16 protein-coding genes and 2 pseudogenes are annotated in these 25,016 nt (G+C 66.1%); 11 read left to right on the top strand and 7 right to left on the bottom strand.

The features are described 5' to 3' along the window. The first annotated feature begins 7 nt into the window (after positions 1-7). The 3 genes and pseudogenes from ACNANG_RS02570 to ACNANG_RS02580 all read left to right on the top strand — a co-directional run bounded on the left by ACNANG_RS02570 (position 8) and on the right by ACNANG_RS02580 (position 2,467). Positions 8-865, top strand: a complete 858-nt coding sequence (locus ACNANG_RS02570) for a CheR family methyltransferase (RefSeq protein ID WP_420227686.1) — start codon at positions 8-10, stop codon at positions 863-865. A gap of 20 nt (positions 866-885) precedes the next feature. Continuing rightward, complete coding sequence (locus ACNANG_RS02575) at positions 886-1,458, top strand: chemotaxis protein CheB (protein ID WP_420225862.1); 573 nt, start codon at positions 886-888, stop codon at positions 1,456-1,458. Positions 1,459-1,520: 62 nt separating this feature from the next. Further along, positions 1,521-2,467: pseudogene (locus ACNANG_RS02580) on the top strand (diguanylate cyclase domain-containing protein). A gap of 46 nt (positions 2,468-2,513) precedes the next feature. On the opposite strand, the gene ACNANG_RS02585 reads toward ACNANG_RS02580, so the two are convergent. Beyond that, entirely contained in the window at positions 2,514-3,785 is a 1,272-nt protein-coding gene (locus tag ACNANG_RS02585) for a putative bifunctional diguanylate cyclase/phosphodiesterase (protein WP_420225863.1), read from the bottom strand. A 307-nt stretch (positions 3,786-4,092) separates the two neighbouring features. Here ACNANG_RS02585 and bcsD point away from each other — a divergent pair, with 307 nt between their 5' ends. The 7 genes and pseudogenes from bcsD to ACNANG_RS02620 all read left to right on the top strand — a co-directional run bounded on the left by bcsD (position 4,093) and on the right by ACNANG_RS02620 (position 17,194). Next, positions 4,093-4,548 carry a cellulose biosynthesis protein BcsD gene (gene bcsD, locus ACNANG_RS02590; RefSeq protein WP_420225864.1) on the top strand — a complete coding sequence of 152 codons (456 nt, stop codon included), beginning with the start codon at positions 4,093-4,095 and terminating at the stop codon, positions 4,546-4,548. Positions 4,549-4,575: 27 nt separating this feature from the next. Further along, positions 4,576-4,680: pseudogene (gene bcsP / locus ACNANG_RS02595) on the top strand (cellulose biosynthesis protein BcsP); the annotation flags it as partial. A gap of 176 nt (positions 4,681-4,856) precedes the next feature. Further along, entirely contained in the window at positions 4,857-6,050 is a 1,194-nt protein-coding gene (gene bcsQ, locus ACNANG_RS02600) for a cellulose biosynthesis protein BcsQ (protein ID WP_420227687.1), read from the top strand. Further along, a complete protein-coding gene (gene bcsA / locus ACNANG_RS02605; protein WP_420225865.1) occupies positions 5,975-8,323 on the top strand; it encodes a UDP-forming cellulose synthase catalytic subunit in 2,349 nt (782 codons plus the stop codon). The genes bcsQ and bcsA overlap by 76 nt, the downstream gene beginning before the upstream one ends. Beyond that, on the top strand, positions 8,323-10,725 hold the full coding sequence (bcsB, locus tag ACNANG_RS02610; RefSeq protein ID WP_420225866.1) for a cellulose biosynthesis cyclic di-GMP-binding regulatory protein BcsB: 2,403 nt from the start codon (positions 8,323-8,325) through the stop codon (positions 10,723-10,725). Before bcsA ends, bcsB begins: the two co-directional genes overlap by 1 nt. A gap of 2 nt (positions 10,726-10,727) precedes the next feature. Next, entirely contained in the window at positions 10,728-12,110 is a 1,383-nt protein-coding gene (locus ACNANG_RS02615) for an endoglucanase (RefSeq protein ID WP_420225867.1), read from the top strand. After that, positions 12,086-17,194, top strand: coding sequence for a cellulose synthase subunit BcsC-related outer membrane protein (locus ACNANG_RS02620; RefSeq protein WP_420225868.1), 5,109 nt, complete (start codon positions 12,086-12,088; stop codon positions 17,192-17,194). Before ACNANG_RS02615 ends, ACNANG_RS02620 begins: the two co-directional genes overlap by 25 nt. A 246-nt stretch (positions 17,195-17,440) precedes the next feature. On the opposite strand, the gene ACNANG_RS02625 is transcribed toward ACNANG_RS02620, so the two are convergent. Further along, a complete protein-coding gene (locus ACNANG_RS02625) occupies positions 17,441-18,964 on the bottom strand; it encodes a hypothetical protein (RefSeq protein ID WP_420225869.1) in 1,524 nt (507 codons plus the stop codon). Positions 18,965-19,203: 239 nt separating this feature from the next. On the opposite strand from ACNANG_RS02625, the gene moaA reads away from it, so the two are divergent. Beyond that, entirely contained in the window at positions 19,204-20,307 is a 1,104-nt protein-coding gene (gene moaA, locus ACNANG_RS02630; protein ID WP_420225870.1) for a GTP 3',8-cyclase MoaA, read from the top strand. 117 nt (positions 20,308-20,424) lie between these two features. Here the strand turns inward: moaA and ACNANG_RS02635 are convergent, their stop codons facing one another. The 5 genes from ACNANG_RS02635 to ACNANG_RS02655 form a co-directional block, all read right to left on the bottom strand. Further along, positions 20,425-20,766 carry an acyloxyacyl hydrolase gene (locus tag ACNANG_RS02635; RefSeq protein WP_420225871.1) on the bottom strand — a complete coding sequence of 114 codons (342 nt, stop codon included), beginning with the start codon at positions 20,764-20,766 and terminating at the stop codon, positions 20,425-20,427. 417 nt (positions 20,767-21,183) lie between these two features. Then, entirely contained in the window at positions 21,184-22,059 is an 876-nt protein-coding gene (gene accD, locus ACNANG_RS02640; protein ID WP_420225872.1) for an acetyl-CoA carboxylase, carboxyltransferase subunit beta, read from the bottom strand. Beyond that, entirely contained in the window at positions 22,056-22,982 is a 927-nt protein-coding gene (gene trpA / locus ACNANG_RS02645; RefSeq protein ID WP_420225873.1) for a tryptophan synthase subunit alpha, read from the bottom strand. The genes accD and trpA overlap by 4 nt, the downstream gene beginning before the upstream one ends. Positions 22,983-22,989: 7 nt before the next feature. Next, positions 22,990-24,189, bottom strand: a complete 1,200-nt coding sequence (trpB, locus tag ACNANG_RS02650; protein ID WP_420225874.1) for a tryptophan synthase subunit beta — start codon at positions 24,187-24,189, stop codon at positions 22,990-22,992. 73 nt (positions 24,190-24,262) lie between these two features. Then, entirely contained in the window at positions 24,263-24,904 is a 642-nt protein-coding gene (locus tag ACNANG_RS02655) for a phosphoribosylanthranilate isomerase (RefSeq protein WP_420225875.1), read from the bottom strand. Between the last annotated feature and the right edge of the window lie 112 nt (positions 24,905-25,016).

A 25,016-nucleotide genomic window follows, 5' to 3' on the forward strand; every position in this document is an offset into this window, starting at 1 on the left:
GGCTGCCATGACCGCGCCGCACAACGCCCGGCCGCCCGTCAGCCCCGACATCCAGGACCTGGAAGTCGACCTGTTCGTGCAGGCGCTGCAGCGCCGCCACGGGTACGATCTGACGGATTACGCCAGGGCGTCGCTCAAACGCCGCGTGGTCCATCTGGCCGACCAGCAGGGCGCGGCCAGCGTGAGCGACCTCATTCCGCGCGTGCTTCACGACCCGGATTTCCTGCCCTTGGCGATAGCGGGCCTGTCGGTGCCCGTGTCGGAACTGTTTCGGGACCCGCAGGTATTTGCCGCCTTGCGCGAGCACGTCTTTCCGCTGCTGGCGTCCTATCCGCAGATCAATATCTGGCAGGCTGGGTGCGCCTTTGGCGAAGAGACCTATTCGCTGGCCATCCTGCTCGAAGAAGCCGGCCTGTACGACCGCTGCCATATCTACGCCACCGACATTTCCGATGCCGCGCTGGCGCGTGCACGCGAAGGCATCTTTCCGGTACGCGACGCGCGCGCGGCAGCGGCGCGCTACCTGATGGCCGGCGGGTCACGGTCCTTGTCGGACTACTTCCACGCACGCTACGAACTGGTCAAATTCGATGCCGCCCTGCGCCGCAACGTCACCTTTGCCAACCACAACCTGGCGGGCGATGGCGTGTTCTGCGAGGCTCACCTGATCGTGTGCCGCAATGTGTTGATCTACTTCAACGACGCCTTGCAGAACCGCACGCTCGGCCTGTTCGCGGCCAGCCTCGTGCGGGGCGGCTTTCTGTGCCTGGGCACGAAAGAAAATATCTCGTTCGCGCCGGCGGCTGGGGACTTCGTCGGGGTCGATGTGCCCTCGCGTATCTTCCGGCTGGCGCGGCCGGCCTAGCGATCGGGGGAAAGCACCGCATGCCGCCTTTGCCCGGACTGATCGTGATCGGCTGCTCGGCCGGCGGACTGCATGCCATGCAGATCGTGCTGAGCGGCCTGGACCCGCGCTTGCCGGCGCCCGTCGTGATCGTCACGCACACCGCATCGAACGAAGTCGATCTGATCTGCGACCTGCTGCGCCGGCATACCGCCCTGCCCGTGACCGAGGCGACCGAGCGCTGCGTGCCTGCGGCGGGCGTCGTCCACATCGCGCCTTCGGGCTATCATCTGCTCATCAGTAACGACGGCCGCTTCGAATTGTCGGTGGATGCCAAGGTCTGCTTCGTGCGCCCCAGCATCGACGTGCTCTTTTCTTCCGCGGCATCTGCATCCAACGGGCAGCTCATCGGTGTAGTGATGACGGGCGCCAATCAGGATGGCGCCGACGGCCTGCTTGCGGTGCGTCGCGCCGGCGGCCTTGCCATCGTGCAGGACCCCGCCGAAGCGGAAGTGCCGGTCATGCCGCAGGCGTGCCTGGACCTTTCGGGCGCCGACCATTGCCTGCGCCTTGCCGACATTGCCCCGTTGATCAACCGGATATTTCACCTTTGAACGCGCCTGCCTTACGACCGAAGATCCTGGTCGTCGACGACACCCCCGCCAACCTGTTCGCCATGCGCCGGCTGCTTGCGCAGGTCGATGCCGACGTCATCGAGTGCGCGTCCGGCAACGAGGCATTGTCCTTGTGCCTGGACCACCAGTTCGCGCTGGTGCTGCTGGATGTCAACATGCCCGACATGGATGGCTTCGAAGTCGCCGACATCATGAGCGAGGAACTGCGCCTGGAAGAAACGCCGGTCATCTTCGTGACGGCTGCCTATGCCGACGACCTGAGCCGCCTGAAGGGCTACCGGTCGGGCGCGGTCGACTACATCGCCAAGCCGGTGAACGATGCGATCCTGTTATCCAAGGTCAAGGTATTCCTGGAACTGTATGGCAGCAAGGCGCGGTTGACCGAGGCGTTGGCGTCGCTGGAGCAACGCAACGAACAGCTGCGGCTCGAGATCGCCGAGCGCCGGCGGATCGAAGCGCAGATGCGCCACCAGGCCACCCATGACCTGCTGACCGGCCTGCCCAACCGGGCGCTGTTCATCGAGACGCTGGACCAGGCGCTGAGCCGCGCACAGCGCCACGACCAGAAGTTCGGCCTGCTGTACATCGACATCGACGGCTTCAAGGCCGTGAACGACAGCTTCGGTCATCAGGCGGGCGACATGCTGCTGGTCGAAATCGCGCAGCGCCTGCGCGCTGTCTTGCGGGCGGAAGACACCGTGGCGCGGCTGGGGGCGACGAGTTTGCGGTCGTGGTGGATCACGCCGGCGACCCCGATGCGCTGCTGCGCAAGTGTACGGAGATCTGCGCGACGCTGGGCCGACCCTACCGGCTGGCGGCCAATGGGGAAGCCTTTGAAGCGCGCGTGGGCGCCAGCATCGGCGCGGCCATCTACCCGCAGCACGGCGCCACGCGCGACAGCCTGATCCAGGCGGCGGACGACGCCATGTACGCGGCCAAGCGGGCAGGCAAGAACAGTGCGCAGCTGGCGGTCACGCAGCGGCGGTGACCCTGGCGCCGGCCGATGGCCACGTGCCTGGACGGCAGCGTAAGCCCTAGATCCTGGCCGTGCGCAGAAAGGCCGTCGCGTCGGCCAGCGGCATCGGCCGCGAACACAGGAAGCCCTGCCACGCATCGCAGCCCATGTCGCGCAGGATGTCGTACTGCGCCTGCGTCTCCACGCCTTCCGCGATGGTTGCAATGTTGACCTTGCGGCCAAAGTCGATCACCGCACGGATCATTTCCATGTCGTAGGGATCGGTCATCATGTTGGCCACGAACTGGCGTTCGATCTTGACCGCCTGGAACGGCGCGGCCTTCAGACGCACGAAACTGGAATAGCCGGTGCCGAAGTCGTCCAGGCTGAAACTGATGCCCATCTCCGCCAGTTGCCCCGTGATGGCCAGGGCTTCTTCGGGGTGCGCGATTTCGGTCGATTCGGTCAGCTCGATTTCCAGCTGGTTGGCCTGGGTCTGATATTCCGCGAGCATGTGCCAGACAATGTCGACCAGGTCGCCCTGCAACTGCGCGGCGCTCAGGTTCACCGCCACGCGCGGGCAATGCAGCCCCTCGGCCCGCCAGGCGGAAATCTGCTGGCAGGCCTTGCGCAGCACCCACGACCCCAGGGCGGCGCTCAAGCCGGCGGCTTCGATCGCGGGAATGAAGTCGCCGGGCGGCACGATGGTGTCGCCGCGCCGCCAGCGGATCAGCGCTTCCATGCCGCGCAGGCGGCCGCTGCCCATCTCGAGCTGCGGCTGGTAATACAGTTCGAATTCGTCGCGCTCCAGGCCCAGGATCACTTCGGTGGCCAGGGTGTCTTCCCGTGTCAGCACGACACTGTCGACGTCATCGGGGCCATTGCTCCAGCAGACCCAGCGGGCATGCGTGCGGCTGGCGTAGCGCGCGGCCTGTTCGGCCCGCTGCACCACGTGATCGGGCTGCGACAGGTCGCTGGGCAGCATGACGATCCCGAACGATACGAACGCGTCGTCGGCCGATACCCCGATCGACTGCAGCAGGGCGCAGCGCTGAAACAGCCGCTGCGCCGCGCCGATGGCGCTCGCCTTGTCACCCAGATCGCGCAGCACCACGATCAGATTGCCGTCTTCAAGCAGGCACATCAGATCATCCAGCCGGACGTACGGCCGGATGCGGCGGACGATGTCGTCCCGTGTCGGCGCGTCGGTCTGCTGGGGAATGTTGACGGCCAGGACGGCCGCGCGCCGCCGCTCATCAATGAGGACGGATAGCTCACGCAGCAAGGCCCGTCGTTCGGTGACGGCGCCAAGCTGCTGGGCAAAACTCGAGATGCTTGAGGGTTGAAGCATTGAGTCGAACATGGAAGGCGGCATCGGAAGGGATTCATCCGCGCGAGCGCAGAATTGTCACCCCCGACTTTGGACGAATGATCGCATATCCGGGCATGGAAGGACCCAGATGTGCCGTCAAATGTGCGAAATTCATCTTCAAAAGCGAATTCTGCGGGTCTAATTCGGTGCTAAGCCTAACAGATAGTGAGCATCCACCTTTAGCGTACATAAATACGACACTTTTGTCCTAATCACCATTGGAAGGTGATTAATTGTTTCTGGTACGCTTGGCGGTCAACTGATGGGCCCAACAAAGGATCTCCGGGTGGATCAAACGATCGTCGACTATCTGATCGACAGCCGCTGCTCGCGGCAGTGGAAAACCTTCCTTGGCGTCATGGCCGACGAATTTTCGTCCCAACTGCCCCCCGACGATTTGCGCGCACTCATGCAGCGCATCGGCGGGCGGTTTGCCGACGCCGTCCCGCTCGCCCCGTGCGCCACGCTGGACGACCTGCAATTGGCCATGGGCAAGGTGTGGGTCGGCATGGACTGGGGCTGGGTCACGATCGAAGAAGAACCCGGCGCCCTGGCGATCCGGCACAACTGTGCGCCGCTGAACGCCGCGTTCGGCCATCAGGCCAGCGGCTGGACCCCTGCCTTTCTCGAGGGCGTCTACCAGCGCTGGTTCGCCCAGGTCGGATCCGGCGGCGAACTGGTCGTGTCCCAGGCGTCGGACATCGACGCGCTGGGATGCATCGACTTTCGCCTCAGCCGATAGACGCCCGCGTCCGTAGAGAAGCCAAGCATGACTGATTCCGACGACATCGCGAACCTCTTCAAACATTTTGGCGGCCAGCCCGACCAGTACCGGGAAATCGCGCGCAGCAACGACGCAAAGATGTCCCGTGCGCGGTGGCCGCTGCTGACGGCGGTCGAGGCCACCCAGGCGTCGGATGCGCCACCGGTGCAGCCGCTGCGCGGCGCGGCCCAGCCCGACGTGGCGTCGGCCCCCCACCGGCGCCCGCCCAGGCCGCGTTGCCGGTGGCGCCCCAGGCGCCCGCGCGCCAGGAACCGGTATTGCGTAGCGTGGAACCGGCGGCAGCCTCCGGGCCCGGCGCGGAATTCATTCCGCCGCGCCCGCGCGCGCCGGCCCGTTTCGAACCCCGGCCGCCTGCCGACGTGGCCATGCCTTTCGGCCGCATGGTGCCCGAAGCGCCCGCGGCGGCGCCCCAGCCGGCCGCACCGGCGCCCGGCTTCCATGCGGCGGCTGCCGCGGCGTCAGCGCCAGCGGCTCCTGCCGCCACAACGGCGCCCGCTGCCCAGCCAGCCGCCCCATCGCCGCTTCCGGCCACGGCGCCGCCCGCCCCAGCCGGCCTGCCTGCGCAGTCGGCGCTGGCCGCCGCGCCCGCAACCGAACTGCAGACCGTGTTCGCCCGGCTGGCGCAGCCGCTGCCCGACACGCCGCCTCCCCCGACAAGAACGCCAGTCTTCTTCAACGTCTGCGCCGATTGTGAAAATAGTCGCTGTTGTGTCAGCCAAGGGGGCGTCGGGAAGACCACCGTCACCGCCAACCTGAGTACGGCGCTGAAGTACGGCGGCCACCGGGTGCTGACCGTCGACCTGGATCCTCAGAACGCGCTGCGCTTTCATCTGGGTCTCGATCCCAATGCCATCGCGGGCACGTCGCGCGCGACGCTGGCGGGGCAGCCCTGGTCCGACATCGTCACGGCAACGGCATCGGGCGTCTTCACCCTGCCCTACGGCATGGTCAATGAAGCCGACCGGCAGTCGTTCGAACAACACCTTGAAGCCCATCCGGATTGGCTCGTGCACAACCTGAGCAGCCTCGGACTGGCCGAGAACGACCTGGTGGTGCTCGATACGCCGCCGGGTCCCTCCATCTACATGCGCCAGGCGCTGTCCTCCGCCCATCTGGTGATCATTGTCACCCTGCCCGATGCGGCGTCGTACGCGACCATGCCCATGATGGAAAACCTGGTGCAGACCTACTGCGTGGGGCGCCCGGGGTTCATCGATTACACGTACGTCATCAATCAGCTGGACAGCGCCAAGCAGCTCGCCAAGGACGTAACGCAGGTCATGCGCGTCAACTTCAAGGAACGCATCGTGGGGCTGGTGCACCAGGACGAATCCGTCAGCGAAGCCCTGGCCTACGACAAGAGCGTGCTGGACTACGACAGCCAATGCCAGGCCACGCAGGACTTCGTGGCCTGTGCCCATGTGATCTCCGAACGACTCCAGGCAGGAAGCACGCCGTGACGCCCTCCCCGTCCCCCACCGGCCAGGCCCGGTCCGCCAGCGCATCCGGGCCGGCTGCGGCGAATGCCAGCGCATCGGAATCCACGGCGTCGGGCTCCACCGCATCCGGCCTGACCGGCCTGGCGTTGCGGGTGCTGGAATCGCCGCTGTGGGACCACGCCGTCGTCCGCATCCTGACCTTGCTGATGGCCACGGCCCTGGTGCTGCTGGTCATTACCGTGCCGCTGACGCTGACGCAGCAACTGCTGTTCGCAGTGGCGAGTTTTGCGGTTGCCATGCTTCTTAGCAAGACCGAAGGCCGGCTGCCCACGCTGATCATGATCGTGTTGTCGGTGTCGGCATCGATGCGCTACATGTACTGGCGGGTGACCGACACGCTGGGCTTCGAAACACTGGTCGATACCTTTTTCGGTTTCGGTCTGCTGGCCGCCGAACTGTACGCGCTGATCGTGCTGCTGCTGGGATACTTCCAGACCGCGTGGCCGCTGCAGCGCAAGCCGGTGCCCATGTCGACCCCGCCCGAAGAATGGCCCGAAGTCGACGTCTTCATCCCGACGTACAACGAACCGCTGGACGTCGTGAAGCAGACCGTGTTCACCGCGATGGGTCTGGACTGGCCGGCCGAAAAGCTCAAGGTCTATGTACTGGACGACGGGCGCCGGCCGGAATTTCGCGCCTTTTGCGAAGACGTGGGCATCGGCTACGTCACACGCGACAACAACCGTCACGCCAAGGCCGGCAACATCAATGAAGCGCTCAAGGTCACCCGCGCCGAATACGTCGCCATTTTCGATTGCGATCACGTGCCGACGCGGTCTTTCATGCAGATCTGCATGGGCTGGTTCCTGAAGGATCCCAAGCTGGCGATGCTGCAGACGCCGCACTTTTTCTTTTCGCCCGACCCCTTTGAAAAGAACCTGGACACCTTCCGCCACATCCCCAACGAAGGCGAGCTGTTCTACGGCCTGGTGCAGGACGGCAATGATCTCTGGAACGCCACCTTCTTTTGCGGATCCTGCGCACTGATCCGGCGCAAGCCACTTGAAGAAGTCGGTGGCATCGCGATCGAAACCGTAACCGAAGACGCGCATACCGCGCTCAAGCTGAACCGGCTCGGCTACAACACGGCCTACTTGGCGATTCCGCAGGCCGCGGGGCTGGCGACCGAAAGCCTGTCGGGCCACATTGGCCAGCGGATCCGCTGGGCGCGTGGCATGGCGCAGATCTGCCGCCTGGACAACCCCCTGTTCGGACCGGGCCTGAAGCTGGGCCAGCGCCTGTGCTACCTGAACGCCATGCTGCACTTCTTCTATGGACTGCCGCGGCTGATCTTCCTGACCGCGCCGCTGGCCTACCTGATCTTCGGCGCGCATGTGTTCGAGTCGTCGGCGCTGATGATTGCGGTATACGCCATGCCGCACCTGATGCACGCAAGCGTGACCAACTCCCGCATGCAAGGGCGCTTTCGCCATTCCTTCTGGAACGAGGTGTATGAGTCGGTGCTGGCCTGGTACATCTTGCGGCCGGTGCTGGTGGCGTTCATCAACCCCAAGCTGGGCAAGTTCAACGTGACGGCCAAGGGCGGCGTGATCGACGAAGCCTACTTCGACTGGACCATCGCCCGCCCCTACATCATCCTGATGCTCGCCAACCTGATCGGCTTCGTGGTCGGCATCGGCATGCTGATCTTCGGCACGAACGACGAAGCCATCACGGTCCTGATCAACCTGTTCTGGACTGTCTACAACGTCGGCATCACCAGCGCCGCGATCGCGGTCGCCAGCGAAACGCGCCAGGTGCGCGCCAGCCCCCGCGTGGCCGCCAACCTGCGCGCCGGCCTGCGCTTCACCAATGGCAAGACGCTGTCGTGCGAGACCGAAGACTTTTCGCAAACCGGCCTGGGCCTGCGCATTCCGGCCGATGTCGACGTGCCCATCGGCCAGCAGGTGCTGGTGTCCATCTTCCGCAATAACGACGAAGGCGTGTTTCCGGCGACCGTGGCGTTTCGCAATGGCGAGCACCTGGGTGTGCGCTTTCACGAACTGAATACGCAGCAGCAGGTGGAACTGGCGCAACTGACCTTCGCACGCGCCGACAACTGGGCCAGCGGCTGGGGCCAGGGCGATCGCGACACGCCGCTGACCGCGCTGCGGGGCGTGATGCGCGTGGGCGTGCGCGGCTTCGGCATGTTCTTCAAACACCTATACAGCATGGCCAAGACGCCGCGTTCGGCGCGCAAGGCGGCGCAACCCAAACTCGACACGGGGGATTGATGATTCAGCGGCCTGTACGACCTGGCGGCCCTTGGCCTGCCCGCCCACGGACCCTGCCCGGCCTGATCGGCGGCCTGTTGCTGCTGGCAGCGCCCGCCACCTTGCCGTCAGCCCTGGCGGCCACTGCCGGCCGCACCTTGCCACCCCTCCCCGCGCCCACGACCGGCTATACCGGGCCGACCTCCGGCGCGTCCGCATTCGGAGCGGCCACCCCCGGCGAATCGGCCGGCGGCACGGTGTCATCCACCACGGCGTCTTTGCCTGGCGGGTCGCGCACCTACAGCCTGTCGCTCAAGCAACTGGGCGCGCTCTACCCGCTGCAGTTGCGCGGCGTGGAAGGCAGCAGCGGCGTGCCTTTCAGCATCCGCGCCGACGAGATCGTGACGGGCGCCAAGCTGAAGCTGAACTACGCCTATTCGCCCGCGCTGATCAGCGAGCTGTCGCACATCAAGGTCCTGGTCAACGACGAAGTCGCCGCGACGATTCCAGTGCCCAAAGACCAGGGCGGCGCCGCGCAGATGCGCGAGATCGCCATCCCGCCGCGCCTGATCACCGAATTCAACCGGCTCAATCTGCAGCTGGTCGGCCACTACACGATGGAGTGCGAAGACCCTGCGCATTCCAGCCTGTGGGCCAATGTCAGCAACAACAGCACGCTGGAATTGACGGTCTCGCCGATCAGTCTGGAAAACGATCTGTCGCTGTTGCCGCAGCCCTTCTTTGACCGGCGCGACGTGCGCCGGCTGGACCTGCCATTTGTGTTTGCATCGGCGCCCGACACCGGCACGCTCGAAGCCGCCGGCATTCTGTCGTCGTGGTTCGGCGCGCTGGCGGGGTACCGCGGCGCCACCTTCCCGACCACGGTCGGCCAGATCCCGGCACGCGGCAATGCCGTGGTGGTGATGACCGGCGGCACGCGCCTGCCGGGCGTGGCGCTGCCGCAACCGGGCGGCCCGACGCTGTCCATCGTGCCGAATCCCAACGACCCGTCGGGCAAGCTGCTGCTGGTCAGCGGCCGCGACGTCAAGGAACTGAAGACGGCGGCCACCACGTTATCGGTGGGCGCGCCGACCCTGTCCGGCCCGACGGCCTTGATCAGCGAGCTGACCAACCTGAAGCCGCGCGAGCCGTACGATGCGCCCAACTGGCTGCCGAACCATCGCGCGGTCAGCTTTGGTGAACTGGCCGCGGCCCAGACCTTGAACGTGTCGGGCTACACCCCCGACCTGATCCGCATCAACTTTCGCATGCCGCCCGATCTGTTCGCGTGGCGCGAGAAAGACATCGCGGTCAAATTGAAATACCGCTACACGCCGCGCCCGACCATCGACAAGTCGACCTTGAACGTCAACGTGAACGAACAGTTCCTGACGTCGCTGCCCCTGCTCGCGGCGGATCGCAACGGTGGCAAGATCGATCAGTTGCTGACGCGCGTGCTGCCGGATGGCCAGGCCCCCGCCGAGGCCACGCTCAACATCCCCTTGTTCAAGCTGCCTTCGCAAACGCAGCTGCAATTCCATTACTACTACGACTACCAGAAGCAAGGCGCCTGCAAGGACGTCATTCTGGACAACGTAAAGGGGTCTATCGAGCCGGATTCGACCATCGATATCTCGGGCTTTTCGCATTTCATCGCCATGCCTGACCTGGCTGCATTCAGCAATGCCGGTTTCCCGTTCACGCGTATGGCCGACCTGTCGCAGACGGCCGTCGTGCTGCCTGACAATCCCGGTCCCGTCGACTATGGCCTGTACCTGGCGCTGCTGGGACGCATGGGCGATTCGACAGGCTATCCGGCCACGGGGGTTACGGTGACGCAGGCGCAGCAGGTCAACAGCGTGGCCGACAAGGACCTGCTGGTGCTGGGCGCGACCGGCAGCCAGCCGCTGGTTGCGCAATGGGCCGAAGACATGCCCGTGGCGCTGAACGGCGACACCAAGCGCTTCCAGGTGTCCGACCTGATGTCCAAGATGCTGACCTGGTGGGATTCCATGCAGGGCAATGCCAGCCGCCCCGCGCGCGGACAGGTCGGCTTCAGCAGTGCCGGGACCGACGCCATGATCACGGGCTTCGAATCCCCGCTGGCAGGCGGGCGCAGCGTGGTCGTGATTTCCAGCAATCGGCCGGCCGGCATGACCAACGCGCTGGATGCGCTGCAGGACCCGGATGCCGTCAAGAAGATCCAGGGCAGCCTGGCCGTGATCCGCGGCAAGCAGGTCGACAGCCTGGTGTCGGAACCCTCGTACTACGCCGGCCGCCTGAACCCGGTCACCTACGCGCAGTGGTTCCTGTCGCGCCATCCGCTTCTGCTGATGCTGTTGGGCGTGGGCAGCGCGTTGCTGTTTGCCATCGTGCTGTACCTGTCGCTGCGGGCCCGGGCGCGCCGCCGGTTGACGCTGTGATCATGCGGCACCTTCTGTCCCGTGCCGCGCTGGCGGCCACCGCGTTGGGCCTGTCATGGCACGCCCAGGTTGCTGGCGCGCCTGCGCCGGCGTCCGCCGCGCCGGGCGCGGGCAGTTCGCCAGCGGCGTCCTGCACGACGCCGTGGCCCATGTACCAGACCTTCCTGGACCGCTTCCTGCAGGCCGATGGCCGCGTGATCGACCCCAGCGTACCCCAGATGCACACCACGTCCGAAGGCCAGTCCTACGGCATGATGTTCGCGCTGGTGGCCAACGACCCGGCTACCTTCGATCGCCTGTGGCGCTGGAGCGTGGCCAACCTGGCTGGTGGAGACATCGCCAGCCGGCTGCCCGCGTGGCAGTGGGGGCTCAAGCCCGATGGGACATGGGGCGTGCTGGATCCGAATGCCGCATCGGACGCCGACCTTTGGTATGCCTATGCCTTGCTCGAAGCGGGCCGGGTCTGGAAACGTGACGATTACCTGCGTGATGCCCGGACGCTGATGACGCGTGTGGCGCGCGAAGAAGTGGCCGACCTGCCCGGTCTGGGGAAGATGTTGCTGCCCGGCCCGATGGGCTTCCAGCGGGGCGGACCGAGTGCAAGCGCCGTTGCTGGCAGTGCCCCCCATGGCGGAGCACCGAACGGCGCGGCAGCGAATGGTGGTGCGGCGAATGGTGCTGCGGCACATGGCGCTGGCCCGAACGGCAGCGGCACGGCCGGCGGGGCGGCGTTGACACCCATTCTATGGCGCCTGAATCCGAGCTACATGCCAGTCCCGGTGCTGCGTCGGCTTGCGGCCGAAGACCGTCAGGGTCCGTGGGCGGCGATTGCATCGGCGACCGCCAAACTGGTGATGCAGTCGTCCCCCAAAGGCTACGTGCCCGACTGGGTGGGCTATGCCGTCACCCCCGACACGCCTGTCGGCGCCGTCGTGGTCGATCCTGACAAGGGTGACATTGGCAGCTACGATGCCATCCGCACCTATCTCTGGGCAGGCATGACACCGCCTGCCGATCCCCTGGCTGGCCCCCTGCTGCGCGCCCTGGCGGGCATGACCGCCGGCACCCAGCCGTCGGGCGTTCCGCCGGAATCCGCCCGCGCGCTGACGGGCGCCGTGCAAGGCGCCGGCCCGGTCGGCTTTTCCGCCGCGCTGCTGCCCTACTTCACGGCCAACGGTCAGCCGCGGCTGCTGGCCGCGCAACGCGACCGCGTCCAGGCGCAATTCTTCAATCCCGCGCTGCCGCCCCAGGCGATGCCGCGCTACTACGACTATGTTCTGGGTCTGTTCGGAACGGGCTGGGCGGAACAACGCTACCGCTTCCTGACCACCGGGAAAATCCAATTACGCTGGGAGAACGCATGTCCACGCGCCATCACACGCTAGCGGTCGGACTGCTGGCCGCCCTGCTCCATCAGGCGGTCTGGGCTCAGGACGACCCCATCAAGGTATTGATCGAGCAAGGCCAGTACTGGCAGGCGCGCGGCAACGGCGTGCGAGCGCAGGAAGCCTGGCAAAAGCTGCTGCGCCTGAACCCGAATCAGCCCGACGCCCTGTCGGGCATGGCGCAGATCGAACTGGACGGCGGCCGCACCGACGCAGCGCGGCGCTATCTGGACCAGCTGAAACGCGTGGCGCCGGCCAGCCCGCTGGTGGCGCGCCTGGAACAAAGCATCAACCTGGGATCGAATGCCACGCAACTGCGCGATGCGCGCCAGCAGGCCCGGGCCGGTCAGTCCGCCGAAGCCGTCGCCAGCTACCAGGCCGCCCTGGGTGGCAAGACGCCCGAAGGCCCCCTGGCGCTCGAGTACTACCAGACGCTGGGCGGCACGCCGCAAGGCTGGGACGAGGCCCGCCGCGGCCTGGAACGCCTGGCGCGCGAGAACCCCGGCGACAGCCGCATCGCGCTGGCGCTGGCGCAGCACCTGACCTATCGCGAAGCCACGCGCCGCGACGGCATTACCCAGCTGGCGCGCCTGGCTGCGCAGCCCGCGACCCGGGCCGAAGCGACTGACAGCTGGCGGAAGGCGCTGGCCTGGATCGGCACCCGTCCGGCCGACGTGCCGTTGTACGAATCGTATCTGGCGGCCAATCCCGACGACAGCGCCATCAAGGGCCGTCTGGAAGACATCCGCAAGCAGCAACAGGAATCGCGGCAGGCGGCGGTCGTGACCACCGACCCGCTACGAGCGCGCAGCACGTCAGGCTTCAAGGCTCTGGAAGCCGGCGATCTGGCGGCGGCCGAGGCCGACTTCCAGGCCGTGCTGGCCTCGCGGCCCGGCGACGCCGATGCCCTGGGCGGCATGGGTGTCCTGCGGCTGCGGCAGGAAAACTTTGCCGACGCGCGATCGCTGCTGGAACGCGCGTCGCGTGGCGGATCGCCTGCCCGGTGGCGCAGCGCCCTGAACAGCGCGACCTACTGGACCCTGGTCGAACAGGCGGCCGCGGCGCGCAGCGCCGGCAATCGCGACGGTGCGCGCCAGTTGCTGGAACAGGCCGTCAAGCTGGACCCGAAAGAACCGACTGCGGAAAACGCCCTGGCCGAAGTGCTGGCCGAAAGCGGACAGTTCGACGCCGCCGAGGCCGCCTACCGCCGCGTGCTGGCCCTGCAGAACGACAATCCCGATGCGATCCGTGGGCTGGTCGGCGTCATGGCGCAGAACAACAAGCCGGATCAGGCCCTGCAGTTGATCGAGCGGCTCAGCCCGACGCAGCAGGCGCAGATCGGCGAACTGGGCCGCTTGCGTGCGGCGCAAGCGGTAGGCGTGTCCAAGTCGGCCATGCAGCGCGGCGATGACAACACGGCGCGCCTTGCGCTGGAAGACGCCTTGCTCAACGATCCGAACAGCCCGTGGATCCGGCTGGACCTGGCCCGGCTGTACATGAAGCTGGGCGCATTGAACGAAGCCCGCGGCGTCATGGACGGCTTGCTGATTTCCAATCCGAACATGCCGGAAGGGCTGTATGCCAGCGCGCTGCTGGCCTCGGAAATGAAGGACTGGCGCGGCGCGCTCGCCACCCTGGACAGCATCCCGCCGCAGAACCGCACGCGCGACATTGCCGCGCTGCAGAAGCGGGTATGGGTGCATGCGCAGGCGGGCATGGCCTCGGCGCTGGCGCAGCAAGGCCGCGCGCCGGAAGCCCTGGCCACCCTGGCCCAGGTCGAACCCTTTGCCGGCCAGGATCCGGAACTGCTGGGCGCGGTAGCGTCGGCCTATACCGATGCCGGCGATTCGACCCGCGCACTGGGGATGATCCGGCAGGTCATGGCGCGCACCACGCGGCCCGACACCGGCCTGCGCCTGCAATACGCCGCCATCCTGCTCAAGACACAGCAGGACATCGAACTGGCCGGCATCCTGCGGCAGTTGCAGCCCGCGCAAATGACTTCCTCGGATCGCGCGTCGTTCGAATCCCTGCGGCTTGCGTACATCGTGCGGCAGGCCGACAGCCTGCGCGAACGGGGCGATCTGGTCAGCGCCTACGACACGCTTGCGCCCGTGCTGGCCGAGCGCCCCGATGATCCGCAGGTCATCGGCTCGCTGGCGCGCATGTACGCCGCCGCGGGCGACCACGCCCAGGCGATGGGCCTGTACGACCGTCTGCTGCAGAAACGTCCGGACGACGTTGACACCCTCGTGGCCGCCGCGGCCACGGCCACGCAGGCCAAGGACTATGCGTACGCCGAGCGGGCGATCGACATCGCCGTTGCGCGGGCGCCCAACAATCCCGAAGTATTGGCCACCGCAGGACGCCTGTACCGGGCGCAAGGCAAGACCACCAAGGCGACGCAGTATCTGAGCGCCGCCGTCAGTGTGCAGAATCTGGCGGCCGCGCCGGTGGGCTATGGCCGTCAGGCCGCGCCGGCGGCGGCAACGGGCCGGCCGTCCAATGGCAATCCTTTTGCGGGCCGCAGCGGCCAGCGGGCGGCGCCAGGTCTGCCGCAGTCGACGGGATATGGCGCGGGATCCGCATCAGGGCAACCGGCCGGATACGGCCCCGCGCCGGGGTATGCGTCGCTACCCGGGTATGGGGCGCAACCTGTGAATGGGGCGCAACCCGTGTATGGTGCGCAACCCGTGTATGGTCCCCAACCCGGCTATGGCGGACAGTCGGCGTCCGCATCGCAGCCCGTGTATGGCGCGTCGCAGCCCACTTCGGCGGAGCCCTACGTTGGCGTGCAGCAGCAGGCCGGAGCACAGCAACAGGCCGGTTCTCGGCTCGCCTACGGCGCGCAGGCGTATCGTGCCATGGCGGTGCCCGGACAGGGCGCGCGCGCCATGCCGGTGCAGGCCGCCTATGGCGCGCCAGGCCAGGGCGGTCAGCCGGGATACCCGCAGTACTCGCCAGCCCAAGGCGGACAGGCTTACCCGCATCAGAACGCGCAGGGCTACGGCGCACCGCAAGGCGGCCAGCCCTACATCCCGCCGCCCGCCGGCGCCCCGTCAGGCTACCTGTCCTACGGCGGACAGCCGCAGGGTTACGGCGCACCGCAGGGCTATCCGCAGCAAGCGTATCCGCAACAAGCTTACCCGCAGCCGGGTTACCCCCAGCAAGGCTATCCCCAGCAAGGTTACCCGCAGCAGCCTCTACCCCCGCAAGGTTACGCACCGCCCGGCTACACGCCCTACGGCGCGCCGCAATACGCGCCGCCTAACCCCGCGGGCTATTACAACGACGCAAACACACCGCAGTCCACAGGGGGTGGCTACGATCCGTCTGGCACGGCGGCTCCGGCTCGCACACCCGCCACACGCCAGCCGGCCGCTCGAGGCACCACCTCGGCCGCCAACACCGGTAACGGACGGACTGCGGCGGGCAATGCGGCACCGCGCAGTGCGTCGTCCGGCGCGACCCGCTCCGCCAACGCCTCGGCGTCCAATACCACCCGTTCCGCCAACAACGCGGCGTCGCAAAACCCCGCGCCGGTATACGGCACCCCCGCCGCGCCCGCACCGATGTACGCGCAGCCTGGCCAAGGCGGCTATGGTGTTCCGCCGGGCGGCTATGGTGTTCCGCCGGGCGGCTACGGCGCCCCGCCGGCCTACGTCCCGCCGCCTGCGGCTGCGCCGGGTCAGAACTATGCGCAGGCGGGTGGCTACCCGCAGGTCGCATCCCCCAACGCGCCCTACCCGAACGCCTATGGTTCGGCCCCTGGCGGCGCGCCGCAGTACGGCGCCAATCCGGCCGCCTACGCCGCCGCGGTGTCCCTGCCCTGGAATGCGAGTGACGGCGCCTTGGGCGCGGCAGACCGCCCACGCACCCTGCAAGACGAACTGAACGAGCTGCGCCAGGACCGCACGCCGACGGTCTCCGTAGGCGTCGTGGGCCGTTCGCGTCAGGGCGAAGCCGGCCTGAGCCAGCTGAGCGACGTGCAGGCGCCGATCGAATACCGGATGCCCGCCGGCGATGGCAAGATCGCGCTTCGCGTGACGCCTGTCACGCTGGATGCGGGCAACGTCTCGAGCAACTACAACACCAACAGCCGCTTTGGTGGTGGCCCGGCGGCGGCGCTGGCCACCGCCGCGGGCGGCTCGTCCAACATCGGCTCGCAGAACCAGTCCGGCCTGGGACTGGGCATTGCCTATGAAAGCGCCCGCCTGCAGGCGGATCTGGGCACGACACCGCTGGGCTTTCGCTACACCGACATCAACGGGGGCGTGAAGGTCAAGGGTCCGATCACCAATGAAGTGTCCTACACGGCCGACCTGTCGCGCCGCGCGGTGACCGACAGTGTGCTGTCGTTTGCCGGCGCCCGCGACGATCGCACCGGCCAGACCTGGGGTGGCGTGTCGGCCACCGGCGGCCGGCTCGAAGTCGGTTGGGACGACGGGGTGTATGGCGTCTACGGTTACGGATCCTTCCATGCCGTGACCGGCAACAACGTGGTCTCGAACAGCCGGCTGGAAGGCGGCGGCGGCCTGTACTGGCGCCTGGCCAAAACGGCGGGTTCCGACCTGACCACGGGGGTCAACATCACCGGCCTGGGCTACGACAAGAACCTGCGTTACTTCACCTATGGCCATGGCGGCTACTTCAGCCCGCAGGAATTCCTGTCGGTGAGCGTGCCGGTGTCATGGTCGCAGCGCACGGGCAAGCTGTCGTACCAGGTCAAGGGTTCGCTGGGCATCCAGTCATTCAAGGAAGACGCCGCCGATTACTACCCCGGCGACGCATCGTTGCAGTCGGCCGCGCAGCAGGCCGCCAACGACGCTGCCGCTTTCGGCCTGAGCAGCAACACCAGCGCTACCTATGCCGGCCAGACCAAGACCGGCCTGGGCTACAACGTGGCGGCCGCAATGGAGTATCAGCTGTCCCGGCAGCTGTTCCTGGGCGGCAACCTGGCTATGAACAATGCCAGTGACTACCGCCAGTTGATGGGCGGCCTGTACCTGCGCTACGCGTTGCAACCCATGACCGGACCGGTCGCCTACCCGGTCAGTCCGTACCAGTCGCCGTTCATGTACTGACACCGACACCCGTACCGTCCGTCAGCCCACGAAAACCAAAGGCCGCATGAGGTGACTCATGCGGCCTTCGTACAAACTCAGACGGCGGGAAGGGCAGCGTCCGGAGCGGACTTCCTGGCCCCGGCGCTGCCCACCCAAAGGTTCAGGGCGTGGTTGTCACCGGGGCGGTCACCGGTGTCGTCGTGCCGGGTCCGCTGATGAACACGGTCGTGTAGCGCGCCTGGTTCGCCTCGCTATACCCGGCGGTCAGGATGCGCAGGCCGCCGTTCGCTTCGGCGATCGCGACGCCCCCTCACGCGGTCGATTGACGCCTGTGCAGGTCGCGCCGCCATAGATCAGGGTGACGGTGTAGAGATTGGCCGTTGAGGGCGTCGTGTACGGCGCGATCGTGCCGCCAACAGTGCAGTTGTCGCTGTTGCTGCCCGTGATCGTACCGGCCGCATCGATGGCGATTTCCATCGACCGTCCGCTGAAGTTGCCGTTCTGCCGGTACGTCTTGCCTGCCAGCGTGGCGACGTCGGCGGCGCGTGCATCGAACAGCGTCGAGTAGGTCGTGGTGATCTGCGCGGCCGCATTGCCAGCCGTGGGGTCGGCAAAGCTGCCGGACAAGGCGCCGCGGGTGCGTACGTCGCCGGTAAACACCACGCCGCCGGTGTACGTGCCCGTGGCGGACGCGTAATAGATGCCATTGCTGGACGAAAACACGCTGGACGCGGGGGCCACGCTCAAGGACCCATACAGCACGTCATAACTGCTGCCCTTGCTGCGGTAGAAAAAGTATTGATTGTCGGGCAGCACCACACCGTTGAAGCCATCGGACGTGGCGCCCGACGCCACCGTTCCGGTGAACAGACCGGTGGCCACCTGGGGCGTCGTGGCGGGCGGCGGGGTCAGCGGTTCGGGATCGGGCACCGCGTTGATCACGAAGGTGTTGCGGGTCGAGGTGGCCGGCGCCGTCGTGAAAATCCACAGTGCCTGCTTGGCGCCCGCTGCGTCATAGGCGATGACGGCAATGCCTGACTCGGTGCTGCCGGTACGCGGGCAATTGGCCGCGGTGCCGCCCAGGGTCAACGCCACGTTGTAGATGCCGCGCTGCGGGTTGGGCGTGCGCGCCGTGCCCGTGAAGGTGCAGCCGACGTTGGACCCGGTGACATTGCCTAGCGCATCCACCGTCACCACGGCCGCGTTTGATCCGAACGCGCCTCCGCTGCGATAGGTGCCTTTGAGCAAGGCCAGGCTGGACGGATGTTCGGTCAGGGCCGCGCTGTAGTTGAGCGTGAACGGAACGACCTGCGTGCTGGTGGCGGCCACGGTGCCCGCCGGATTGGCGTAGCTGCCCACGATGCGGGCGTTGGTCTTGGCGTCCGTTGCCGCGCCCGACACGGTGCCGGTCACCAGAATGGGCGACGTCGCGAACTTGCTGTCGAGCGTGGAAAAGTAGGTGGAATTGGGCGCGCGCAACGCAGTGCCGGTGACCGTCAGGCTGCCATATAGACCGTCGTAACCCTGGCCGCCCGAATCCTTCGCGAAGTAATACAGGCCGCCCGTGCCGGTCGTCCCGCCGTCGATATAGCCAATGAATTCGCGCTGGGCGGACAAGGGGCCCGCCAGGCCGGTGTAGACGCCCGCGGGATACTGCTGAACGGAAGACGGCGCGTTCCCGGCCCCACCGTCGTCACCGCCCCCGCCGCCGCAACCGGCTAGAACGGCGCACAGCGCCGCGGAAGATGCCATATAGGCGGTGGATTTGCGATGTTGACCAGATTGCACGTCGTCTTCCTCTCTAGCCCGTCCGGGCGATAGCGTCGTCACAGAAATCGGCGTAACGGCGCGGCCATTGTAGCGTGGGCCACCCCTTGTCCCGCGGCGTAAAACCCACATCTAAGCCGGTAGTGGGCGGACACTTGCATACCGTTCGGAACAGGTGCAACCGTGCCTGCTCCCCAGGTGCCCTGCGGTTTTCCGCTAGTATGGAAGCTTGGTGAACCCTGATCGAAGAAGCCGTCGTCGTGACCGATAACGTTGTGCCCCTGACCGATTTCCGCGTGCGCGATGCCGTGCCGCGAATGCCCGGCGTGCTGGTTGCGCCCACGGGCCGCCTGCTCGACGCCCGGTCGCGTCCGCTGCACGACCTGCGCATCTCGGTCACCGACCGCTGTAACTTCCGGTGCGTGTATTGCATGCCCAAAGAGGTTTTCACCAAGGACTACCCGTACCTGCCGCATGCGTCCTTGCTGTCCTTTGAGGAAATCTGCCGCCTGGCCGCCCTCTTCCTGGCCCATGGCACCGAAAAGATCCGGCTGACCGGCGGTGAACCGCTGTTGCGCAAGAACCTGGAATCGCTGGTGGCGCAACTGGCCGACCTGCGCACGCCGTCGGGCCGGGCCCCCGACCTGACCCTGACGACCAACGCGTCATTGCTCGCACGCAAGGCCAAAGCGCTGGCCGACGCCGGCCTGACGCGCGTCACGGTCAGTCTGGACGCCCTGGACGACGCGACCTTTCGCCGCATGAACGACGTCGACTTTCCCGTTTCCGACGTCCTGCGCGGCATCGACGCCGCCGCCGAAGCGGGCCTCGGTCCGGTCAAGGTGAACATGGTCGTGAAGCGAGGCGTCAACGACGATCAGGTCGTCCCGATGGCGCGGTACTTCCGCAACTCCGGCCACATCCTGCGTTTCATCGAATACATGGACGTCGGGGCATCCAATGGCTGGAAGATGGACGAAGTCGTTCCGTCGGCCGACGTGCTCGCACGTATCCATCGAGAATGGCCGCTGGAATCCCTTGAACCGCATTACAGCGGTGAAGTCGCGCAGCGCTGGCGCTATGCCGACGGGGGTGGCGAGGTGGGCGTCATTTCCAGTGTGACGCAGGCGTTTTGCGGCACCTGTAGCCGCGCGCGCCTGTCGACCGAAGGCAAACTGTATCTATGCCTGTTTGCGCAGCGAGGCCACGATCTGCGCGCGCTGCTGCGGGGTGGCGCGAGCGATGCGGAGCTGTCCACCGTCATTGGCCAGATCTGGGCGGGCCGCAATGACAACTACTCTGAAGTGCGCACGGCCGACACCCTACGCGAACAAAAAATCGAGATGAGCTATATCGGCGGCTGATCAAATTCCCGCCGCGCAAAACAAAACGCCGGAAGATCGTCAGACCTTCCGGCGTTTTGTTTGGCACACGGCGATGGGGCGCCGCCGGCAAGGGGCCCGCTGGCCCCGGCGCGACGATCAGAACGTCGTCGCGATATTGATGGCGACGTTGTTGATCCCCGGATTCGGGCGCTTGATGCTCAGGTTCGAGAAATGCGACACACGCAAACCGATACGGGTATTGCGCGTCAGCTGATAGCCGGCGCCGATATGGTCGCCGAATTGGAAGGACGTGCTGATGTTCTTGTCATGGAAGCGCGTATCGCTGAAGAAAGTCGCGCCCACGCCAGCTTCCACGTAGATCTGCTGCGTTGGCCAATAGCGGAACATCGGGATCGCGTTGGCTTGCCACACGCTTTTCTTCGCGCCTGGGTCCACGTCCTGCGTGGTCCACCAGTACGACAGACCCAGTTCGCCCACCAACTCGATACGGCTTGAACTGAAATTGTGCGTCCACAGGGGGCCGTTTCGCGGTTGATGGTCAGGCGCTGGTTGCCCTCTCCCGTTCCGAACTGGACGCTCCAGGCGCCGCCATCAAACGGGTTGCCTGAGTCGCCCGGACCCGCCGCCATCACCTGGCCGCACACCAGCAGGGCAGCCACCGCACCAAGGATCTTTTTCATGTTCGCGCTCGTCGTGAATCGTTGATATGCAGAGGCCATCGATTGCCCCGCAAAAGTAGCGACTCACTATAAATGCATCACGGCCGGAAATCCGGCCGTGAGAGAACGCAAGAGACAACCGAAATGGATCCTTACAACATTAACACCTTGTCATTCAACGTGCTGTCAGCGGACAACACGATGCATAGATAAAGCCCCGGATTTCACCCGGATATCAGGTAGTCACCACCACATCGGCGGATTGATTCGTCAACAGCGCCAACAGTTGCGCCACTTCTTCGCGCAGTTTGCGGCGGTCAACGATCATGTCGATCGCGCCCTTTTCCAGCAGGAACTCAGCGCGCTGGAACCCTTCGGGCAGCTTTTCACGCACGGTCTGCTCGATCACGCGCGGACCGGCAAAACCCACCAGCGCCTTGGGTTCGACGATGACAACGTCTCCCATGAACGCAAAGCTGGCCGACACGCCGCCCATGGTGGGGTCCGACAAGATGCTGATGAACGGCAGGCCCTTGGCCGACAGCTGCGTCAGTCCAGCCGTGGTCTTGGCCATTTGCATCAAAGACAGCAGACCTTCCTGCATCCGCGCGCCGCCCGAGGCCGCCACGCAAATAAAGGGCACTTTCTGTTCGATGGCGGCGAGCACGCCGCGAGCAAAACGCTCGCCCACCACCGAACCCATCGACCCACCCATGAATTCGAATTCAAACGCGGCCAGCACCACCGGCACGGTATGGATCGCGCCACCCATCACCACCAATGCATCGGTTTCGCCGGTCTGCGTCATCGCATCCTGCAGGCGGTCGGTGTACTTCTTGGAGTCCTTGAACTTCAGGCTATCCACCGGCAACGTGCCGATACCGATTTCGTAACGGCCTTCGGCATCGAGCAGCGAGTCGATGCGCTGGCGCGCACCGATCCGCATGTGATGGTCGCACTTCGGGCAGACATTCAGGTTCTTGTCGAGGTCGTCCCGATACAGCACCGCTTCGCACGATGGACACTTGACCCACAGCCCTTCCGGGACGCGACGCGACGCGCCATCGGTGGTTTTGATGCGGGGTGGGAGCAGCTTTTCGATCCAGCTCATGCGGATATCCTTGTTTCAGTAATCACGGCTCGCGGGGGCAATTCGTCGAGCGCGTGCCGGATTGTACGCAACCAGTCGCCTGCTGCGCGAGCGGCAACGTCCGCCAGCTGTTCGGCCTGCACCCCGGCCACCGCCGCTTCGATTTCCTGGATCAGCTTGCTGCCGATCACGACGGCATCGGCCACCGCGCCCAACGCCGCCGCACTGGCCGCATCGCGGATGCCGAAGCCCACGCCCACCGGCACCAGCACATGCTTGCGGATGGTCGTGATGCGCTCGGACACTTCCTGCACGTCGATATTGCCCGCGCCCGTCACGCCCTTGAGCGACACGTAATAGACATAGCCCTTCGCGATCGACGCGATGGCCTGGATGCGTTCGGTCGTGGACGTCGGCGCCAGCAGAAAGATCGGGTCGATGTGATGCTGCGCGAGCAGCGCCGCGAATTCGACGGTTTCTTCGGGCGGATAGTCCACCACCAGCACGCCGTCCACACCCACTTCCTGCGCGGCGGCAGCAAACGTGGCCTGGCCCATGCGCTCGATGGGATTGGCGTAGCCCATCAACACGACAGGCGTCGTGGTGTCGGTCTGACGGAATTCGCGGACCATGGCCAGCACATGGCGCAGGCCGACGCCTAGCGCAAGTGCGCGTTCGCTCGCGCGCTGGATGACCGGGCCGTCGGCCATCGGATCGGAAAACGGCACGCCGAGCTCAAGGATGTCGGCGCCCGCGGCCACCAGCGCATGCATGACTGGCACCGTCACGGTAGGCGACGGATCGCCCGCCGTGACATAGGGAATCAATGCCGGCCGGCCCTTGGGCAAGTGCGCACGGCGTGCAAAGGCGGCAGCGATACGGGACGTGGACGTCGATGCGATCGCGGGGGTCGAGGGCGAGTCGGGGGTCTGGATGGCAGTCATGGCGGGCTCAGAACGTGATGCCGGAACGGTCGGCTACGGTATGCATGTCCTTGTCGCCACGGCCCGACAGGTTGACCAGCAGGATCTTGTCCTTTGGCAGCGTCGGCGCCAGGCGCACCGCGTGGGCGATGGCATGGGCGGATTCGAGGGCCGGGATGATGCCTTCCAGGCGGCAGCACTGGTGAAAGGCGGACAGCGCTTCCTCGTCCGTGATGCCGACATAGGTCGCGCGCTTGGAATCCATCAGCCACGCGTGTTCCGGTCCCACGCCGGGATAGTCCAGCCCGGCCGACACCGAGTGCGTCTCGGTGACCTGACCGTTTTCGTCTTGCAGCACGTAGGTGCGATTGCCATGCAGCACACCCGGCATGCCGGCAGCCAGCGACGCCGAATGACGGCCGGTGTCCATGCCGTCGCCCGCCGCTTCGACGCCCACCAGGGCGACGTCCTCATAAGGCAGATAAGGATGGAAGATGCCCATGGCGTTCGATCCGCCACCGACCGCGGCAATCACCACGTCGGGCTGGCGTCCGGCCATTTCGGGCATCTGCACCAGACATTCATTGCCGATCACGCGCTGGAAGTCGCGCACCATCATCGGGTAAGGATGCGGGCCCGCCACGGTACCGATGATGTAGAACGTGGAGTCGATGTTGGCGACCCAGTCGCGCATCGCTTCGTTCAAGGCGTCTTTCAGGGTCTTGGAACCCGATTCGACCGGAATGACCGTCGCGCCCAGCAGCTTCATGCGGTACACGTTGGCCGCCTGGCGGCGCACGTCTTCACTTCCCATGTAGACGATGCATTCCATGCCATAACGCGCCGCCACGGTCGCGGTGGCCACGCCATGCTGGCCAGCGCCTGTCTCGGCGATCACACGCTTCTTGCCCATGCGCCGGGCCAGCAAGGCCTGCCCGATGCAGTTGTTCACCTTGTGGGCGCCGGTGTGATTCAGGTCTTCGCGCTTCAGGTAGATCTGCGCGCCGCCCAGTTCGTCGGACCAGCGCTTGGCGTGATAGATCGGGCTGGGACGGCCAACGAAGTGCTTGAGTTCGTAGTGGTATTCGGCGACGAACTCCGGGTCGTCCTGGTATTTTGCGTAGGCGTCGCGCAATTCGTCGAGCGCGTGCATGAGCGTCTCGGCAACGAACACGCCGCCATAGGGGCCGAAATGCCCGCGGGCATCTGGAAATTCGTAGGTTTTCACTGGATGGTCTCGATCTGCTTGCGGGGCCGGAAGCCGGCCCGGCGTGGGATGCTGAAGGCGCGGGGCCGGAGGATCAGCCCGCGTCGGCCTGTCGTACCGCGGCAATGAATCGGGTGATCTTTTCCGCCGATTTGATGCCGGGCGCCTGTTCTACGCCGCTGCTGACGTCAACGGCAAACGGACGCAGGGTCGCCACGGCGGCTGCCACATTTTCGGCATGCAACCCACCAGACAAAACGACCGGACGCGCGTTTGCGCTTTGCACCAGAGACCAATCGAACGTTCTCCCGCTGCCGCCGTATCCATCAGAGTGACTATCGAAGAGCCACCCGGCGGCAGAACTGTATTCGAGACACGATTTTAGCAAACCTTCGGGCGTATCCAAGCCTGGGGCGCCGACCCGCAGCGCGCGCAGGTAGCGGCGGCCATGGCGTTCGCAGTCGGCCGGCGTCTCATCGCCGTGGAATTGCAGCAGCTCGGGCTGCACCGCATCGACCACGTTACGGACCTCTTGCGGCGTCGCGTTGACGAACAAGGCGACCACATCCACGAAGGGCGGCACGCGGGCGCGAAGTTCGGCGGCGCGCTCGGGCGTCAAGGCACGGGCGCTGCGCGCATAGAACACCAGGCCGATGGCGTCGGCGCCCGCCGCAACAGCAGCGTCGACGTCTTCTTCGCGGGTCAGGCCGCAGATCTTGATACGGGTACGAGGCATCCCGCCATGATAGCCCGGAGTGACGGGGCGATGCTGCGGCCGGGGGCGCTGGTTGCGGGTACGGGCCGGTTGCGAGTGCAAGCGGGTTGCGGTACCCGGGCCGGACGGCCAT

It is taken from the genome of Pigmentiphaga litoralis (genome assembly GCF_048632615.1).
GTDB classification, from domain to species: domain Bacteria; phylum Pseudomonadota; class Gammaproteobacteria; order Burkholderiales; family Burkholderiaceae_B; genus Pigmentiphaga; species Pigmentiphaga litoralis_B.

Bases quoted from the DNA above. Each gene is read 5' to 3' on its own strand.
- ACNANG_RS02570 (WP_420227686.1), top strand. From the start codon at position 8: ATGACCGCGCCGCACAACGCCCGGCCGCCCGTCAGCCCCGACATCCAG.
- ACNANG_RS02575 (WP_420225862.1), top strand. From the start codon at position 886: ATGCCGCCTTTGCCCGGACTGATCGTGATCGGCTGCTCGGCCGGCGGA.
- ACNANG_RS02585 (WP_420225863.1), bottom strand. From the start codon at position 3,785: ATGCTTCAACCCTCAAGCATCTCGAGTTTTGCCCAGCAGCTTGGCGCC.
- bcsA (WP_420225865.1), top strand. From the start codon at position 5,975: ATGCCAGGCCACGCAGGACTTCGTGGCCTGTGCCCATGTGATCTCCGA.
- bcsB (WP_420225866.1), top strand. From the start codon at position 8,323: ATGATTCAGCGGCCTGTACGACCTGGCGGCCCTTGGCCTGCCCGCCCA.
- ACNANG_RS02615 (WP_420225867.1), top strand. From the start codon at position 10,728: ATGCGGCACCTTCTGTCCCGTGCCGCGCTGGCGGCCACCGCGTTGGGC.
- ACNANG_RS02620 (WP_420225868.1), top strand. From the start codon at position 12,086: ATGTCCACGCGCCATCACACGCTAGCGGTCGGACTGCTGGCCGCCCTG.
- accD (WP_420225872.1), bottom strand. From the start codon at position 22,059: ATGAGCTGGATCGAAAAGCTGCTCCCACCCCGCATCAAAACCACCGAT.
- trpA (WP_420225873.1), bottom strand. From the start codon at position 22,982: ATGACTGCCATCCAGACCCCCGACTCGCCCTCGACCCCCGCGATCGCA.
- ACNANG_RS02655 (WP_420225875.1), bottom strand. From the start codon at position 24,904: ATGCCTCGTACCCGTATCAAGATCTGCGGCCTGACCCGCGAAGAAGAC.